Below are 15744 nucleotides of genomic sequence, written 5' to 3' on the forward strand. Positions count from 1 at the left end.
GCAACCCTATGTCACGTGCAACTGTTAAATTTCGCTGTTTTTCAACAAGGTTACGCCCAGCCAAGTAAACCATACTATCTGACTTACGCCAAAGATTTCGGTCAATACGTCGGCGGGGTACACAGTGAGTACTCCAACAGATCCAACAAATAATCCAACAATGTTAAACGCTTTTGGCAGGGTTTGGCTTTGTAACGCCGCAATGCTTATCAGTAAAACCCATAATCCACCTACCACTTCGTTTCCGCCGCCCATTCCTTCCACTACGGTGTAAACAGTGCGCCACATTATCATTGCTTGTTGTGGCTCTGTGGTAGCAAGGTCTATGGCTGCGGCTAAGCCAATATTCGCTATCATACCGCTGGCTATCACCAAGCCTACCCAAACCACACCAAAAACAGCGGCGAGTGAAGATAGTGTTGGAGCCTCTTTTTTTAAACGCTCGTGAAGTGCCAGTACTAATACCGCTAATACAATGCCAAAAAGGACATACATAACGAAGTGAACGATGGATAGCACTGTTTTGTTCTCGGCGAGAAAGGCAAATTGTTGCGCTGCATCGGCGCCACCGGGTGAGCTCCAAAACGCACCAAAGAACACAAACGCCGAAACATAAATAATGGCTTCAATTAATGCAGCCACGCCGCCTGTTTTTTGTAAGTTGCTCAAGCTGTATATTCCCAAGGGTTAAACATCGCTACACACCAATGGGGTCAACACCAGCGCCAAGCACTATGTCCCATTGCCTTACTGTCCAGTTCGTTACTAGGCCATTAACCACGTAGGGGTCGTTTTTTGCAAACTGCTTTGCCACTTCTTCGCTATCGCCTTTAAAGAGCAACACCGCCGAGTCTGCCGGGTCAGATAATGCACCGCCTAAACAGAGCTCACCCCGTTGGGCCGCCTGGTTAGCCAATTGAATGTGCTGTTGTCGATACTGCTGCCTTGCTTCTAAATAGTTGGGGATCACGTTATAGGTAAGTAAGAAAAACATACTATTTTCTCTATGGAATAAACGTTAACGTTCGCTACAAAACTAAATCATAACAGTATTTTAAGAACCACATTTTTATCTTTTATAATGTAATGAAAATTTAGATAGAAGTGAACTGGCTCGTTTATGGCAACTACTATAATTGAAGTAGGCGATCACATAATCACTATTACTAAACAGTTTGATAAGCAGCCATAGAAAGCTGCTTTTATCACGATAGCTAAATGACCATACATAAAGTGAAGCTCATCAATATACGCTCTCCACTTGAAGCCTAACGCAAAGTGTATAGGTGTGCCTCTACAGTACGGCCATCTTCTAGAGTGACTTTTGAGATAACCCGAAGGTATGCATCGCCTTCAAATTCGTCAAGACTAGCCCAGTGTTGGGCTAGGTTTGCAGAGGTAAACACAAAGCCTTTAACCTCTTCACCGGATTCATCCAACGTTAATCCAGGAAACCCCATTTCGGCGCCCCAGCCTTCATTTTTGAGCATGCCTTTTACGCTTCCTGTATCCCAAGTTCCACCAATGTTACTCAGAATGTGTTCATTAGGTCTACCGAGGCCCAAGGTTCCATACACAAATAATCGGTCACTTCTCACTACTAACTCCGCAACATGTCATTTTTGATAAATACGCTACTTGAATCACAAAGTCACTATAACAGAGCTCGTTAGAGAGTCTATGACTTCGGTTTACTTGTAAATTCATATATTTGAATGTGGTTACCCTCGCTATCTACAATGTTAGCCACTGTAGCAATTGGGCTTTACTACTTTGAGTTTTACTCATCGGCGATAATTGCAAAGGCGCCGATGAGTAACTGTCCTAGCGAACAGCGTGAACGATGTTGATTAGTTTCTACAAATTAAATCAAAACTGATAACCGAGCTGAACCATTAAAGAGCTATCGAAGCCTGACTCAGCATCTCCTGCAACAAATGTAACACCAAGGTTTGTCCCAGATTTTGCGATGCCGTTAAAGAAATAGTGATAACCAAGTCCTGCACCATAAAGAGCTTCATCTTTATTGAACGCTACCCGTTCTCTCCCAACCACACCTAAATATGCTCCCAAGCCATGTTTAGTACTTTGAGAATTAAATAAGTCTGTTTTAATCCAACCAGCTCCTACTCCGCACGTCGCTCCATCTCTGTCTGAATAGCTTACACAACCAGCAGAAAGATACTTTAAATCGGTGTCTGAACGGGTTGCAACATTCACTCCTAATCCGCTGTATAAGCTTCCAACACCTACGCCAAAAGAAAAATTTTCTGCTGAAGAGTTTGCAGAAAAGGCTAGGGGGAAAAGCAAACATGCTATTGGCTTAATGATCTTCATCTGTTTCCTTACTGTAGTTAAATTTTACTAAATAACGCTTATCACACGGGCTAACAGGTCCTTGCGAGCCCAGCACCAAAAACGAGGTGTGCTAGTTTTTCTATACCTGAATCGAACTATCTTGATATTTAGGTTTTTCGATGAATGAAGAGACTAGTTATGCAAACTACTTTCTTTCTGTTTTTCCAAATGTCGTTCTACGCCCGTTTAACCCATAGCAATAAGCAATTGAACCGCGTTGTTCTCTTGTCGTTAGTTGATGTTTTCCAAAATTATCTGCAACAACTAACGATATATCAGCACTTTCGAGTAAAAATAGTAGCTTTATTTCCTCTGTGTTAAAACGAATTTCTTCTTTTATTACACGTGAGGCGGATGAGATGTGTAAGTACAAGTATTCTTCATCTGCTTTGTGTCCCAGCCCGCCTGCGGGCGACATAATTTTTTTGTTAGGAGACATTACCAGAATGCCTCAACCTGCTTAACTAAAAGTGATGCGGGAATGTCGATGCCTGTGAGATTTTTCCCTGAAAGATTTACTCCCACTACTTTTTTGTCATCTGGCAAGATAGGTAAAAAGTGCTCTTTAAACTGCTCCCAACAAATACTTCTTGCTTCCACATTACCGAGTAGATCTGGATTTAGTTTTTTAAGTCTTTCGATTCTCGACTTGGAAGACCATACAGGCAAAGACACCTTATCGTCGCTCGCGTCAAACTCCAAGAGCACCTCATTTGGAAAAGCTCCGTACCAAACAACTTTAGTCTCTGCGACTTCTTCATAAAACCTGTTCGCTTGAGCGACTCCTGCTGACATCGCTTGTCTCCTAACTTCCCACTAAGGGGCGATAACACATGGGCTAAAATTAGGAACGAAGTGACGCAGCCCATGTGTTAGCGTCCCAGCGAGATAATTGGACTCCCCCAACTCAGTGAGCTGGGTTAATATTTTAGTTCTCACACAAAAAATATGATGGAGTCCAACATGCGCAATATAATCACAGGTGTTGATTTAGCGAAAGAAGAAATTCAGGTTTGCGTTTGTAAACGCAACAAGGTGCAGTCTAATCAGGCGATGACACCGATAGAATTTGGTTCTTGGCTAGCGTCGTCAAAACCAATGACAATTGTTTTAGAAGCATGTAGTACATCAAACTACTGGAAGCAAAAACCAAAAAAGAGATGTGGATCCAGCAGATGGTTGAACGCAGGGGTAAGCGCTGCACAGCCGTCGCGTTAGCAAATAAAACAGTAAGAACGGCATTCGCGATGCTTGCAAATGGCACAGAATACAAAGCAGAACTACTGGCTGCTTAATCGAGGTTTTGACCAACAACAAAAATGCTCAAAAAAGATGAAAATCAGCTTGTTTAGTCAGTGCTTCGCTCAGAGCTTCGAGCTCGTTATCGAGATTTGACAACAAGTTCGCGTAAATATCATAAAACCTAGGATAGCTTCCCTATTAGAGCTCGTACATAAGCACGCATTTATTCTTTAATTGGCTAATAATGTTGTTGACAAAGGGGGAGTCCACATAAGCGAAGCGAGTGTTTATGCGTTTGATGCGCTATTGACTTACAACGCAAAAATACCATAATTAGGTATATATTGGTACTTGGAGAAAGCGAATGGCTAAAAATACCAGCATTACTCTTGGGGACCACTTTGATGGCTTTATTGTTAGCCAAATTCAAACGGGTCGATATGGTTCAGCGAGCGAAGTGATTCGTTCAGCTCTGCGCCTGCTAGAAACACAGGAAACTAAATTAAACACTTTGCGTCAATTACTAGTAGCTGGCGAAGAAAGCGGTGAAGCTGAATACGAACTTGAGCACTTGATATCAGAACTTGATGGTGAATTAAAAGAGTGAAACCATTTAAGTTAACTGTACTCGCAAAATCCGATTTAAAAGATATCGCGTTATTTACGCAACGGAAATGGGGCCGAGAGCAGCGTAATGTATATCTTAAGCAGTTCGACGATTCATTTTGGATGTTGTCTGAAAATCCCGATATTGGTAAAAGCTGCGACGAAATAAGAGACGGATACAGAAAATTTCCGCAAGGTAGCCACGTTATTTTCTATAAACAAACAGGTAGTCAGGAAATTCTGATCATAAGAATCCTTCATAAAAGTATGGATGTAAATCCTTTACGCTTTGGCGCATAGACTTTTCAATAACGGGCGCAGACATGTGGGGCATAATGGCGAAGCCGCCCCGTGTTAGTGCCCCAGCGACCGGAGGAAGTGCCAACAGCGTTTTGTTAGGCGCACAACGAAACGTACGCAGCTTTGCTGCCACCACTAGCCAATTAGACCGCGTGTTTAAATTATTCAATTTAAGATAAAACAACCCAGTGCGAAAAGCCAGATGTTAACGATAATGCAAAGTGTTGGCGTTGCGGTGTCTGGCTGTAGTAACTTGTTATACATATTCTGCTCATTTTCCTGTGAACATAGCCCAAAATAAAACACCGAAGCCTACGAGAATGATTACAACTAGCCAATTTGGTAGGCGAGTAGAAGGCGCTAGAACGCCACTACGACCTAAATTTAAATCGACGAAAGAAGTACCTTTTTCAGGGTCGTACTTTGTTACGCCAAGCGCTAGTGTGAGAATTGGCCCAAAGAATAAAGAGCCGACAAAGTATGCAAGTGGACTACGGCCATCGATATTAGCAAGTGCTGTATTTATAAGAACTAATGTTCCCCATCCTAAAAAGTAATCTTCCATTTAATTTTTCTCCATTTTAACGAAATGTATAGACACCCGCATAACGGGCAATAACACGTAGGCTACCATACCGAACGAAGCGCTGGGAGCCTACGTGTTTTTGTCCCAAGGAGCGCCAGCGACTGAGTTAATGGGTTTGATAGTTGCCGTAAATTAAATAGGTGTGCTAACATATGTGTGTACATTTCATAAGGAGTTTACCATGGATACCCGTATTCAGTTTAGAGTAGATGAAGAAACTAAACGGCTAGCTCAGACAATGGCCGAAAGCCAGGGACGCACTTTAAGTGACGCTTGCAGAGAGCTTACGGAAGAACTTGCTGAACAGCAACGAAAAATAATTAATCATGATCAGTGGCTTACTGAAGAGATTAATGCCGCGTTCAGTAAATTAGAGAGTGGGCAAAGCAAGTTCATCAGTCATGAAGAAGCGAACTTGGAAATGGAAGCTCGAAAAATGAAAATTAGGAATAAAGCCAAAAAATGATCTTATGGGAAAAAAGTTCGTTGGACGATTGTGAGGCTATTTTCGAATTTTTATACGAATTTAACCCATTAGCAGCAGAAAAAACTGATGCAATAATAGAGAAGAAAGTTGAAAACTTGAACCAGCAACCTCTTATAGGAGTAGGGAGAGAGGGTATACCGGGAAGATTGTTAATAATTCCAGAGGTTTCAATGATTGTTTCATATTTCATAAAAGACGACATTATTCACATTCTTAGAGTTTTACACCAAAAGCAAAAATTTCCTGTAGGCAACTAACGCTCTAATTTGGCGGCACAAACGCGTGGGCTATACTGCGAAGCAGAGCCTGCGTGTTTGTGTCCCCAACATTTGATTGTTATACGCGCCTTTATATCGCAGCCAGATTATAAGGTGAGACATGTAAAGAACTTTGATGTTGCCGCGTTTGACATAAATCAAAAGCATTCTGCAAACGTAGCCAATGAGCAGCTGAAGGCTTACCAAATGCCAGCTCTAGACGAAGTGCCATCTCTGGCGTGATGGCTCCTTTACCATTTAGAACTTTTGACAATGTTTTTCGACTAACGTCTAAATGCTGAGCTACATCAGTGATAGTGAGTTCTAGAGCATCAATAACAAGATCTTTGAGTATCTCACCAGGATGTGCTGGGTTATGCATATTCATTAGTGATAATCCTTGTAGTTAACGATTTCAACATCTCGTCCAACAAAGCGGTATGTAACTCTCCAGTTACCACTTACTCGGACAGACCAAATATCATTTCTGTTACCTTTGAGTTTATGCATATAAAGGCCGGGTAAATCCATGTCATCAGGCGTTTCTGCTTGATCGAGATTAGACAGAATCAGACGAAGTTTATTTTCATGCTTCTTCTGAATTCCTGATGTGGTTCCTTTAGCGTAAAACTTCTGAAGGCCTTTATGTATAAAACTCTTAATCATTCAGCCATTGTAACCTCATGGGTTACGAGTTGCTAGTGGAATTTTCAGCGCGTATAACGCCAGCCCGACAGGGCCGTCCGGTGGAGGGCCGAAGGCCCGGAACAACCTTCATGGCCTTGTTATGTGTTTTTGGCGATTTCACTTTCCCAGCCCTCTTCAACATTTGCGAGTATTTCGCAATCACAGGAGCCGCCTTGCTCCGAAAGCCAGGGCAAAATTCCATCTGAATCGGGATCATTGGACGCCTCTATCTCGGATTCAACGCTAACTAGTTTTGAATCTAACAGTTCTAAAGCTTCCTGAAGCATCCCTAGTTCAGGATCGATAATCTCTTTATCACTTCCTAAAATGTACATAAAGCCTTCATAGGAGCATAGACACAATGACTCCCTGAGAAATGCTAGCCTCCGCATTTTCGTGGGTTAGCTCAAAAAGCCATCGGGTGCCGACCAGTGCCATAATTAGTTTGTTCAATACTAAATCAATTTGAAGGCTAGCATGAACAAACATAGCATGATTTTTATCGGATTGGATACGCATGAAGAGTTTCATGAGGTTGCTTATTGTGAAGAGCAGCGTGGAGCGACGCCGGTTCATTATGGGCGTATTCCCTCGTCCAAAGTCAGTGTCAAAAAGCTGCTCCGGCAGTTTGAATCTAAATATCCTGGTGCAACACTTCACGTTGTTTACGAAGCTGGGCCTTGTGGCTACTGGATTTATCGGCTGATAACAAGTTTAGGGCATTGTTGCTATGTCGTGGCTCCGTCTCTTATTCCCAAAAAGCCTGGAGAACGAATTAAGACTGACCGCCGAGATGCGCTTAAACTCGTTAGGTCACTAAAGTCTGAAGACCTTACGCCCATCTATGTGCCTGAGCCGGAAGATGAAGCGGTACGGGATTTATCCCGAGCCCGTGAGGCGGCAATGAAAGATTTAAAAGAAGCGAAGTACCAGCTTAAAGCGTTACTGCTGCGCAACAACATTCGTTATGAAGGCACTGCCAACTGGTCGAAGAAGCATCTTCGCTGGCTTACAGAATTGATATTGCCGCATCCGGCGCAGCAAATAGTTTTGCAGGAGCAACTGCAAACCATTGAGGAACGTATCCGGCGACTGGAAAGGCTAGATAATGAATTAACCCACCACGTTCACCAGTGGCGCTACTATCCAGTAGTGAAAGCCATTCAGGCGATGCGCGGTGTTCGATTGTTAGTAGCCGTTGGTGTGGTAGCTGAACTCGGTGATTTACATCGCTTCGACCATCCCAGAAAACTCATGGCGTATTTAGGTTTAGTGCCCAGTGAACAATCCTCCGGTGGAAAGCGGCACTTAGGCGCTATCACTAAAGCAGGTAATGGTAGAGCCAGACGTTTGCTGATTGAAGGTGCGCACAGCTATCGGTATCCGGCCAATGTCTCTACAGAATTGCAGTTAAGGCAAGAAGGCTTACCCAAAGACATTGTCGATATTGCCTGGAAAGCGCAGCTTCGCTTGTGCAAACGCTATCAGCGCATGAGTAAAAAAGGTAAGCACTACAATTTAATCATTACCGCGATAGCCAGAGAAATGGCGGCATACATCTGGGCTATTGCAAAGGAAGTGGTACTCACGCCAGTTAATCCAAAATTACGGTTAAGTCGAGTACCCGCATGATAAACGAGTTTGAGCTAACGCATTCGGATCAGGCCGCGGAATGTGGCACAACCTACGAAAAAGTTATGATGGCAATCACTTAACCGTGATTGACCCACGAGCATAGACTGATGAGAAAGGCTGAGCGGTCACCGGGCTACGGCGGAACATGTAAGGTCAGCTCTGCTCATTCAACGAATGAGTAACCTACGAATACCAGCATACTAACGAAGACATTACTGCCTCATCCGGTGCGTTAGTTCATTTATTATGAGCGAAAAATAAAGCTAATTATGGACTGAAAGAATGTCAGGGAAGCACTCGTTCAGGGTTGACAAAGGGAATCATACCAACGCCCAAAGCAGCGGCGCGCGTTAGCGCGTCCAGCCCGCAGGGCGATGCTGCCTTTGCTTGTTATGGTGCATAGCCTAGTGGCACCGAAAAGAATAATGCTAGAAAACCAACCATGTAGATGGCAAAGAAAACCAACATAGACTTGCCCAACGTTGCCAGCCCTGAATCATTTAGCTCTCGCCACTCTCTTTTAAAGAGAAACTTCATGAACGTAATATTACTAGAAAGTGAATTGTTCATGATGAGGCTTGGTTTACCCATAGATTCATATTTTTCGGGATGCCTAATTTCCAATATTTTGAATAGTCGGTAGCAAAGGAAAAACCAGATAAATACCGAGCAGAATAAAACTCCGAACATTATTGGGAACACTTCTTTCACTTCATACTCCTTGAACCATAACACCCCAAGAAGGGGCAATGACACGTGGGCTATAATACGGAACGGAGTGACGGGAGCCCACGTGTTATTGTCCCGCTTACTTGGTTTGTTAGAATACTCAGCGTCTTAACTTATCTTCAATCGTTGTTTTGCTTTTATAAGTAAGAGACTGAACAGCTGTATCATATTTATTGCGCATTTCTTCTTTGATTGATTCGTGAACCTTTTCAAGTTCGATGTCCATTTCATCTACTGTATCTTCAAACCCTTTTTTGAGTTGCTTTAATACAGGTACGGAGTCAATTGCAGCCCAAGTAGTGTTTTTTAAGAAGCCTCGCAGAAACTCCCAACTAGCCATGACAGAAAAATACGAGCCGTCTTTATTCTGTTGTAATAACATTAATAGCCTTTCTAGACTCGATTTGGTCCGAATGCTATCGATTTCACCAGTTGAAATCATTTGTGCAATTATATTTATCAGTGAGTCGAATAGTTCGTCTAACTTGCTGTCTTTTTTATGCCTTTCGTATAATTGGTCAAAATCAAAGTCTTCATCTCCGGAACTTTCTGAAAATGCCCATTGGTGACTGTTCAGTAAAGAAATATAAGGCATGATTTTTTGAAACGCGGTAAACGCTGCCTCACTAGTTTTATAATTAGAAATGTACCAATTAGTCCAGCGTATGATCTCTTTTAGCCATGTTGGTTGGTCTTTAGCTGCCAGGGCTCTTGCTAGATCATCAGCTGAATTTTTACATTTCTCTGCCTGAGCTTGTTTTTGTTCTTTATTACCTTCCAGAAAAATTTTACTAAGATTTGTAACTTCGTTTTTCAATTGGTCATGTCTTTCGTGAACCAATCGAAGAAAAATACTTAAACTTTCATTGTTCATACAACATCCTATGTCAGCGGTATTCTAACTTCCAAATATGGGGCGCAAGCATGCAGGCGATAATGGCGAAGCCGCCTGCGTGTTTGCGTCCCAGCGAGCGACAGCGAGTGCCATAATTTGTTTGTTAGATGACATTTACCGCATTGTCTTATTCAATGGGTGCTGTTCACTTACTAGTTCTGTAATTTCCCGACACTGCTGTGTTAAATAAGGTTCCGGGACTGCCCAGTATTTATCCTGAAGTTGTAATAGATAAGAATATTCATCAGTAAAATCTTTCACCTGTTGAACCAACCAAGTGTTATCTTCAAACCAATGGTTAACCACAGGCGATGTGAACCCACTTTTTTTACATGCTTTGATCGAAGTTTCGAATATCGATAATAACCAACCGGCACCGGAACCTACTAGATGACATTGCCCACCAGTAGGATTACATAATTCCTTCCCTAAATACCCGCCGCCACGTTGTGAATAATGATTAACACTTGAATTACAAGCGCTTAGCGAAAATATTATCGAGATAACGCACAGTACAAATTTCATGTCATCTAACCTTTAAATAAGGGGCGCAGACATGTGGGCTAAAATCCGAACGAAGTGAGCAGCCCACATGTTTGCGTCCCAGCCCGCGTAGCGGGCGAACTTGATTTTTTTGTTAGGTGCGTGCATTTTTAAACCACTACCCTAGGTGGTTTACCATGAAAGTCCAAGTACAATTTTTTGAGATTATCTGGTACGAGAGGCCAGCCACGTTCAATACCTTCTTTGGTACCTTTGCAGAATAAGTGCTCTGTATAATATACATCTATGTACTCGAATTCCGCCTTGGTTGCAGTATCTAGTTTCTCGCTCATGTACTGCAATTGTTCTAGTGCTTCTTCTAAATCGGCGTTTTTCAAGGTAGTTGTCGCCTAAGCTGTTAAGCTGCTTCTTTTTTGTTCTCTGGGTTTAACCCCACATCACCGATTTCATCCCAGTTTCTGATACCCTTTGACCAACGGTTGGGGTTCTGCTCTTTCGCTTTACTATATAGCTCATGGCGCTTTGCCAATATTCCTTTATCTTCACCATTATGGCGTTGCGCTGGTGTCACGAACTTGATGCGACTATGCCTGTGCTCGTTGTTGTACCATTGCGCGAAGCCTTTCACCCAAGCTCTTGCATCTTCAAGGCTTTCAAAACCTTCGCTTGGCCAGCGGTGACTGTATTTGACCGTGCGGAATAATGATTCTGAGTACGGGTTGTCATTACTTACACCGGGGCGGCTACGAGAGCCTATTACGCCCATATCAATCATTTTGGCCTGCATCGTCAGGCACTTCATCGGGCTGCCGTTATCTGAGTGCAATACCACGTTTTGTTTTACACATTTTTCAGCCCAGAGAGTACGCTCAAGCAATTCAGCTGCATGTTCACCAGACTCGCTTTCATGAACTTCCCAACCAACAATCTTACGGCTGAAGATGTCGATTATCATGTAGAGATAAAAGAACCGACCAATGACCGTTGACGGACAGTAACTGATATCCCAAGTCCACACTTGGTTTGGCGCTGTTGCTGTGTACCCCTTAGGTTTAGCTCGGCTACCTTTGGGTTTTGCTTTTCCTCGATGGGTTAGCTGGTCATTGGCTTTCAACACACGATAAAAGCTCGATTCAGACGCTAGGTATTGCCCGTTATCTGCCAGCATTGGCACTATCTGGCTTGGCCCTAAATTAGCGTATTCGTCTTGGTTACAGGTCGCTAATATCGCTTGCTGCTCTTCCTCTGTGAGCTTATTGCTCGGCGCTGGCCTAACAGCTACTGGCCTTTTATCACCGCTGATTTCACCACTTTCCTGCCAGCGTTGTAATGTGCGTACAGACATACCAACTTCTTCACAGGCTTTCTCTTTTCTTGCACCGGAGGAGACTGCTTCATCAATCAGAGATGCGTAATACTGCCTATCTGCGAGTGAGGTTAATTGTCCTCGTCTTCCCCCCAGTAGGCATTTAACTTTTTTCTCAGCACCAATAAGGCTGCTGTTTCAGCAAGCGCCGCATCTTTGCGCTTTAGCTCCCTTTCTAACTCTTTAATTCGCTTACGATCTTCCTTTCGCTCTTGGGTTAATTGCTTGCGTTGCAGGGCTTTAGTTTGATTGCCTGCAATGCAGCTTTGCTTCCATTCTTTAACTTGCTCAGGGTAAAGCCCTTTTTCACGGCAATACTCACTTAACTCTATTTCGCTTAATGAAGCCGTTTCTAAAACAATTGAGAACTTTTGCTCTGGTGACCAACCATCTGAACTATTGCTATCTGCCAAACTAGAACCTGCTTTTAAATACTTATCTCGCCATGAATACAAAGTAGATAAGTTGATACTTTCTAGCTTTGCGAATTGGCGTAATGATAAGCCACTTTCAACAAGCTTTCTAATGACGGCTTTCTTATGGTCTTCTGGATAATGCTTCACTCATAACTAACTTACCGCTCCCTGTTCTATTATTATAATTACTGAGGCGACAACTTATGTGGACTCCCCGATGTCAACAATAAAAACAAATCTAAAGAATTAAATGCGCACTTATGTACGAGCTCATATTGAGTAGCTAACTCGACTCTATGATATTTACGCGGGCTAACTTACAAACCTATCCTGCGAGTCTAAAACTCTCATTGTCACACTGCATTAGTTAGCTGATTTTAAATCAATATTTTTGCATTTTATTGCTTAAACTCTTGCTGGATCCGGCAATAACTCTGCTTCGTATTCCGTACCTTTAGTTAACATAGCATACGCAGTTCTAACTGTTTTATTGGCCAATGCTACTGATGCACATTTTTTCCCTCTGCGTTCGACTAACGCCCTTATCCAAAGGTCTTTTTTTGTTCTTGGCTCTTTCTTCATAGCAATACTAACAGCAGATAGAGCGCCAGTAATAAGTTGGCTCCTGAGCAAGCCATTTTTGACATACTTACCTATAGTGCCAAATTTAGCTTTGCCTCCAGATGAATGCTGTATCGGTGTTAAACCAATACATGCAGCAGCATCTTTTCCTTTCTTAAATACACCTAGTTCTGCACAACCTAATGCGATGTACAAATTGATGGCATTAAGAGGACCAACACCCTCTAGCTGTAGTAGTTTTTTACAATCACTGTGACTTTCAAGCGCATTTTCAAGACAGGAATCATATACACCAATAGATTGAACGATTGACGAGTATTGCTCCCAAGCCATATGTAAGGCTTGCCTAAATTCAGCTGAAAAGCCATTCTCGGCATCTTCTAATACAGTTTCAATTGTTCCTTTTAAGCCCCCATTTCTATTTGAGACTTTAATATTAAATTCTGACAAAAGAGCGATTAGTTGATTGTATGAGGCTGTTTTTTGTTTTACACATAACTCTCGAAGACGCATCATTGATTGCAATTGTTGCTGTTCAATAGACTTACCAGCGATAAAAGTGACATCAGGTAACAAGGATGCTTGTACGATCGCTAACGCATCATTTTTGTCTGTTTTTTGATTCTGCCGAACCGATTTAACTAAAGTAGGTGATATAAGGCGAGCGTCATGCCCTAGTGAACCTGCTTTTTGTTTCCAGTAATTTGATGTACCACATGCTTCGAATACAATTACGACAGGCGTTGAATTGGCGAGCCATTCTGTAAATTCGTTCGTTGTCATCTCTTTGTTAGAGCGCACTTTTTGGTTTGAATAAACACAAACCTGAATCACATTTTTAGCTAAATCTACACCTACGATTGCATTTTTCACAATTTGACTCCAAATAAGTACCTTAGACGTGAGTAAAATAACTCACAGCTTCATAAAAGGGGAGTCCAATTATCTATCCTGACACAGGGGGAAATCGCCTTGGTTAAACAAAATAGTTGTCAAATTTGCGAACTCTTCCATTAGAAATGTGAGTGCCCAACCCTCATGTTTTTCCATAAGAGGAACAACGTCAGGAAATTTAGTGCGGATTTCTTTTAAGAATCGTCTTATTTCTGATTTAGCCATTGATTTCCCAGAAGCACCTAACGGCCCGCATAACGGGCAAAAATACGTAGGCTACAATACCAAGCGAAGCGCAGGGAGCCTACGTATTTTTGTCCCTAGCGAGCGCAGCGAGTGTTAATGCGTTTGTTATACCGCCTACACCACACCTTGCTCAAAATTGGGTAATGCATCCAACTGATTAACCCATTGAAGTTGAGACTCACAATAAATATTGATTGCTGGTTTAATATCCGGAGCCTTGTCTATTGAGCCCAGGTATAAAATCTTTAGGCCAGCAAGTTTAGGATTTTGATTGTAAATCGGCGTACCGCAATGCTCACAGAAACTTTTAGAAGCGTTTTCTGACACTTGCACAGTTTTCAATGAGCCACTTTTTAAAATAAAATTTTCACTCGGAACAACTGCATATGTTGAAAATGCACTTCCATTCATTTTGCGGCAAAGATTACAGTGACAATTAACAATAGCTCTAATTTCATCCGATGAGCTAAATTGAACACTCTGACAGTTACAACTTCCTTCCATGAAATATCCTTTAAGATGAACAAGCGGTATAACACTAAGCTTTGGGGCGCTAACATGGGGCTATAATCGCGAAGCGGCCCCGTGTTAGCGTCCCAGCGACCGAAGGGAGTGCCAACAGCGTTTTGTTAGGCATACAACTGAAAGTACGCAGCTTTGCTGCCACCACTAGCCAAAAAGCCCGCGTGTTTAAATAATTGAATTTAAGATAAAACAACCCTGTACGAAAAGCCAGATGTTAACGGTAATGCTGGAAAAAAGAGCGAGTTTAAACAACTGGAGATGCAGAGTGGTGGCGTTGCTGAGCTGATGAAAAGCCCGTTGCTAAAGCCGTTTAAACTACCGAAAAAGTAAGCCGTAAAGACAACCTAGCGAAACAACCTTGATGCTGGAATGTCACGGTTGAACCCACTTTTTAGTGCTGTAAGTAAATGACGCCTAACGCCCAAATAAGGGGCGCGGACATGTGGGCGAAAATGGCGAAGCCGCCCACATGTTTGCGTCCCAGCCCGCGTAGCGGGCGAACTTGATTTGTTTGTTATGTGCGTGCTTATAAGTGATATATTTAGCTGTCATTTAAATTTCCGCCCAAAGTTCTTAATTGGAATGCCGGTATCGGTTCTTGGGATTCTTAGCTTATCGTTACTTTTTTCCCACTCGGGTTTGATAACAAAAAAGTAGTACACAAAGTAGCCCAGCCAAGAAATAAAGAAGGACATCAAAAACCAAATAAGCTTTTGCGAACCTATGGCTTTTCTAGACAGTAAAGCCAAGAGCCAAGGCAGCACATTGAAAATAAACCCAGCGAACAACACAACTACTACGAATAAAAAATCCATATAAGCCCTTTAAGAATTTCCTGAAATGATTAGCACATAACTTTTCAATAACGGGCGCAGGCACGTAGGGCATAATGGCGAAGCCGCCCTGCGTGTATGCGTCCCAGCGAACGTAGTGAGCGAGTTTATTGAGTTGTTATATTTGTGCTTAATCATTGCTAGAAACTGTATACCTTTTGGCTGTGTTTTCACACTGGTAGTCAATAAAAGTAACTAACTCGTGATTACTTATGCTTGCGATAAAGCTAGTGGATTTGGGTTCGCTAGGGTTAGCACTGCTAATAAAGGCTGCTATTTCGTTATTATTGACGATGATAAAATGACCAGTAGCAAGGGGCTTGCATGAATTAAGGAGCTTGCTTGGGCCTTTAAGTTCGATAGTTAAACCTGACTTGTCCCTAGTTTTGATGACCTCGAAACCTAATTTATTAGCTAAGTCGGAAGTGAGTGCCGTAGCTTCAATAACTCTTGTTGCATGAGTTTGAAAAGAAATAACGATTACTAGTAAAAGCAATGATCTCATGGTCTTCCTTGAAAAATATAACTTTCCAATAACGGGCGCAGGCACGTGGGGCATAATGGCGAAGCCGCCCTGCGTGTATGCGTCCCAGCGA

24 protein-coding genes and 2 pseudogenes are annotated in these 15744 nt (G+C 42.5%); 7 read left to right on the forward strand and 19 right to left on the reverse strand.

Going from position 1 to position 15744, the window contains the following annotated elements; genetic code table 11:
- Positions 1-24 precede the first annotated feature (24 nt).
- The 6 genes from ACOJR9_RS02495 to ACOJR9_RS02520 all read right to left on the reverse strand — a co-directional run bounded on the left by ACOJR9_RS02495 (position 25) and on the right by ACOJR9_RS02520 (position 3153).
- On the reverse strand, positions 25-669 hold the full coding sequence (locus ACOJR9_RS02495; RefSeq protein ID WP_420934842.1) for a DUF4386 family protein: 645 nt from the start codon (positions 667-669) through the stop codon (positions 25-27).
- Between the two features lie 28 nt (positions 670-697).
- Positions 698-994 carry a YciI-like protein gene (locus ACOJR9_RS02500; RefSeq protein WP_420934843.1) on the reverse strand — a complete coding sequence of 99 codons (297 nt, stop codon included), beginning with the start codon at positions 992-994 and terminating at the stop codon, positions 698-700.
- A gap of 274 nt (positions 995-1268) precedes the next feature.
- A complete protein-coding gene (locus ACOJR9_RS02505; RefSeq protein ID WP_420934844.1) occupies positions 1269-1598 on the reverse strand; it encodes a gamma-glutamylcyclotransferase family protein in 330 nt (109 codons plus the stop codon).
- 271 nt (positions 1599-1869) lie between these two features.
- Positions 1870-2337, reverse strand: coding sequence for a hypothetical protein (locus tag ACOJR9_RS02510; protein WP_420934845.1), 468 nt, complete (start codon positions 2335-2337; stop codon positions 1870-1872).
- 166 nt (positions 2338-2503) lie between these two features.
- Positions 2504-2797, reverse strand: coding sequence for a hypothetical protein (locus ACOJR9_RS02515; protein WP_420934846.1), 294 nt, complete (start codon positions 2795-2797; stop codon positions 2504-2506).
- Positions 2797-3153 (reverse strand): DUF2750 domain-containing protein, encoded by a 357-nt coding sequence (locus tag ACOJR9_RS02520; RefSeq protein ID WP_420934847.1) that lies wholly within the window; start codon positions 3151-3153, stop codon positions 2797-2799. Before ACOJR9_RS02520 ends, ACOJR9_RS02515 begins: the two co-directional genes overlap by 1 nt.
- Before the next feature lie 344 nt (positions 3154-3497).
- On the opposite strand from ACOJR9_RS02520, the pseudogene ACOJR9_RS02525 reads away from it, so the two are divergent.
- The 3 genes and pseudogenes from ACOJR9_RS02525 to ACOJR9_RS02535 all read left to right on the forward strand — a co-directional run.
- Positions 3498-3653 (forward strand): annotated as a pseudogene (locus ACOJR9_RS02525) (IS110 family transposase); the annotation flags it as partial.
- A 311-nt stretch (positions 3654-3964) separates the two neighbouring features.
- Positions 3965-4207 (forward strand): type II toxin-antitoxin system ParD family antitoxin, encoded by a 243-nt coding sequence (locus tag ACOJR9_RS02530; RefSeq protein ID WP_349376886.1) that lies wholly within the window; start codon positions 3965-3967, stop codon positions 4205-4207.
- The gene (locus ACOJR9_RS02535; RefSeq protein WP_163088624.1) at positions 4204-4506 is read left to right on the forward strand and encodes a type II toxin-antitoxin system RelE/ParE family toxin; all 303 of its coding nucleotides are present in this window, start codon (positions 4204-4206) and stop codon (positions 4504-4506) included. Before ACOJR9_RS02530 ends, ACOJR9_RS02535 begins: the two co-directional genes overlap by 4 nt.
- Before the next feature lie 271 nt (positions 4507-4777).
- On the opposite strand, the gene ACOJR9_RS02540 is transcribed toward ACOJR9_RS02535, so the two are convergent.
- Positions 4778-5071: a hypothetical protein gene (locus tag ACOJR9_RS02540; protein ID WP_420934848.1), complete on the reverse strand. Its 294-nt coding sequence runs from the start codon at positions 5069-5071 to the stop codon at positions 4778-4780.
- A 202-nt stretch (positions 5072-5273) separates the two neighbouring features.
- Between ACOJR9_RS02540 and ACOJR9_RS02545 the strand changes: the two genes are divergently transcribed.
- Positions 5274-5558, forward strand: coding sequence for a damage-inducible protein J (locus ACOJR9_RS02545; RefSeq protein WP_420934849.1), 285 nt, complete (start codon positions 5274-5276; stop codon positions 5556-5558).
- Positions 5555-5836 (forward strand): type II toxin-antitoxin system RelE/ParE family toxin, encoded by a 282-nt coding sequence (locus ACOJR9_RS02550; protein ID WP_420934850.1) that lies wholly within the window; start codon positions 5555-5557, stop codon positions 5834-5836. The genes ACOJR9_RS02545 and ACOJR9_RS02550 overlap by 4 nt, the downstream gene beginning before the upstream one ends.
- Positions 5837-5927: 91 nt before the next feature.
- Here ACOJR9_RS02550 and ACOJR9_RS02555 read toward each other — a convergent pair whose 3' ends face one another.
- From ACOJR9_RS02555 to ACOJR9_RS02565, 3 genes are all read right to left on the reverse strand, one after another.
- Complete coding sequence (locus tag ACOJR9_RS02555; protein ID WP_420934851.1) at positions 5928-6224, reverse strand: HigA family addiction module antitoxin; 297 nt, start codon at positions 6222-6224, stop codon at positions 5928-5930.
- On the reverse strand, positions 6224-6502 hold the full coding sequence (locus tag ACOJR9_RS02560) for a type II toxin-antitoxin system RelE/ParE family toxin (protein ID WP_420934852.1): 279 nt from the start codon (positions 6500-6502) through the stop codon (positions 6224-6226). Before ACOJR9_RS02560 ends, ACOJR9_RS02555 begins: the two co-directional genes overlap by 1 nt.
- Before the next feature lie 119 nt (positions 6503-6621).
- Positions 6622-6858 carry a DUF2695 domain-containing protein gene (locus tag ACOJR9_RS02565; RefSeq protein WP_420934853.1) on the reverse strand — a complete coding sequence of 79 codons (237 nt, stop codon included), beginning with the start codon at positions 6856-6858 and terminating at the stop codon, positions 6622-6624.
- A 142-nt stretch (positions 6859-7000) separates the two neighbouring features.
- Here ACOJR9_RS02565 and ACOJR9_RS02570 point away from each other — a divergent pair, with 142 nt between their 5' ends.
- Positions 7001-8155 carry an IS110 family transposase gene (locus ACOJR9_RS02570; RefSeq protein WP_420934854.1) on the forward strand — a complete coding sequence of 385 codons (1155 nt, stop codon included), beginning with the start codon at positions 7001-7003 and terminating at the stop codon, positions 8153-8155.
- Positions 8156-8548: 393 nt separating this feature from the next.
- Here the strand turns inward: ACOJR9_RS02570 and ACOJR9_RS02575 are convergent, their stop codons facing one another.
- From ACOJR9_RS02575 to ACOJR9_RS02600, 6 genes and pseudogenes are all read right to left on the reverse strand, one after another.
- A complete protein-coding gene (locus tag ACOJR9_RS02575; RefSeq protein ID WP_420934855.1) occupies positions 8549-8869 on the reverse strand; it encodes a hypothetical protein in 321 nt (106 codons plus the stop codon).
- A 118-nt stretch (positions 8870-8987) separates the two neighbouring features.
- Complete coding sequence (locus ACOJR9_RS02580; protein ID WP_420934856.1) at positions 8988-9761, reverse strand: hypothetical protein; 774 nt, start codon at positions 9759-9761, stop codon at positions 8988-8990.
- Positions 9762-9896: 135 nt separating this feature from the next.
- Positions 9897-10307 carry a hypothetical protein gene (locus tag ACOJR9_RS02585; RefSeq protein WP_420934857.1) on the reverse strand — a complete coding sequence of 137 codons (411 nt, stop codon included), beginning with the start codon at positions 10305-10307 and terminating at the stop codon, positions 9897-9899.
- Positions 10308-10435: 128 nt separating this feature from the next.
- Positions 10436-10657, reverse strand: a pseudogene (locus tag ACOJR9_RS02590) (hypothetical protein); the annotation flags it as partial.
- A gap of 26 nt (positions 10658-10683) precedes the next feature.
- Positions 10684-12215, reverse strand: a protein-coding gene (locus ACOJR9_RS02595; protein WP_420933012.1) for an IS3 family transposase whose coding sequence is annotated in 2 segments (ribosomal slippage) — positions 10684-11753 and positions 11753-12215 — 1533 coding nt in all. Because the reading frame shifts where the segments join, the coding sequence is not laid out codon by codon here.
- Positions 12216-12473: 258 nt separating this feature from the next.
- Positions 12474-13523: an IS110 family transposase gene (locus ACOJR9_RS02600; RefSeq protein WP_420934858.1), complete on the reverse strand. Its 1050-nt coding sequence runs from the start codon at positions 13521-13523 to the stop codon at positions 12474-12476.
- A gap of 202 nt (positions 13524-13725) precedes the next feature.
- Between ACOJR9_RS02600 and ACOJR9_RS02605 the strand changes: the two genes are divergently transcribed.
- A complete protein-coding gene (locus ACOJR9_RS02605) occupies positions 13726-13887 on the forward strand; it encodes a hypothetical protein (protein WP_420936179.1) in 162 nt (53 codons plus the stop codon).
- Positions 13888-13904: 17 nt separating this feature from the next.
- On the opposite strand, the gene ACOJR9_RS02610 is transcribed toward ACOJR9_RS02605, so the two are convergent.
- The 3 genes from ACOJR9_RS02610 to ACOJR9_RS02620 form a co-directional block, all read right to left on the reverse strand.
- Positions 13905-14294 (reverse strand): GFA family protein, encoded by a 390-nt coding sequence (locus tag ACOJR9_RS02610; RefSeq protein ID WP_420934859.1) that lies wholly within the window; start codon positions 14292-14294, stop codon positions 13905-13907.
- Between the two features lie 569 nt (positions 14295-14863).
- A complete protein-coding gene (locus tag ACOJR9_RS02615; RefSeq protein ID WP_420934860.1) occupies positions 14864-15130 on the reverse strand; it encodes a hypothetical protein in 267 nt (88 codons plus the stop codon).
- 148 nt (positions 15131-15278) lie between these two features.
- A complete protein-coding gene (locus ACOJR9_RS02620; protein ID WP_420934861.1) occupies positions 15279-15653 on the reverse strand; it encodes a hypothetical protein in 375 nt (124 codons plus the stop codon).
- Between the last annotated feature and the right edge of the window lie 91 nt (positions 15654-15744).

This window comes from Alteromonas ulvae (assembly GCF_048987005.1).
In the GTDB taxonomy this organism is placed as follows: domain Bacteria; phylum Pseudomonadota; class Gammaproteobacteria; order Enterobacterales; family Alteromonadaceae; genus Alteromonas.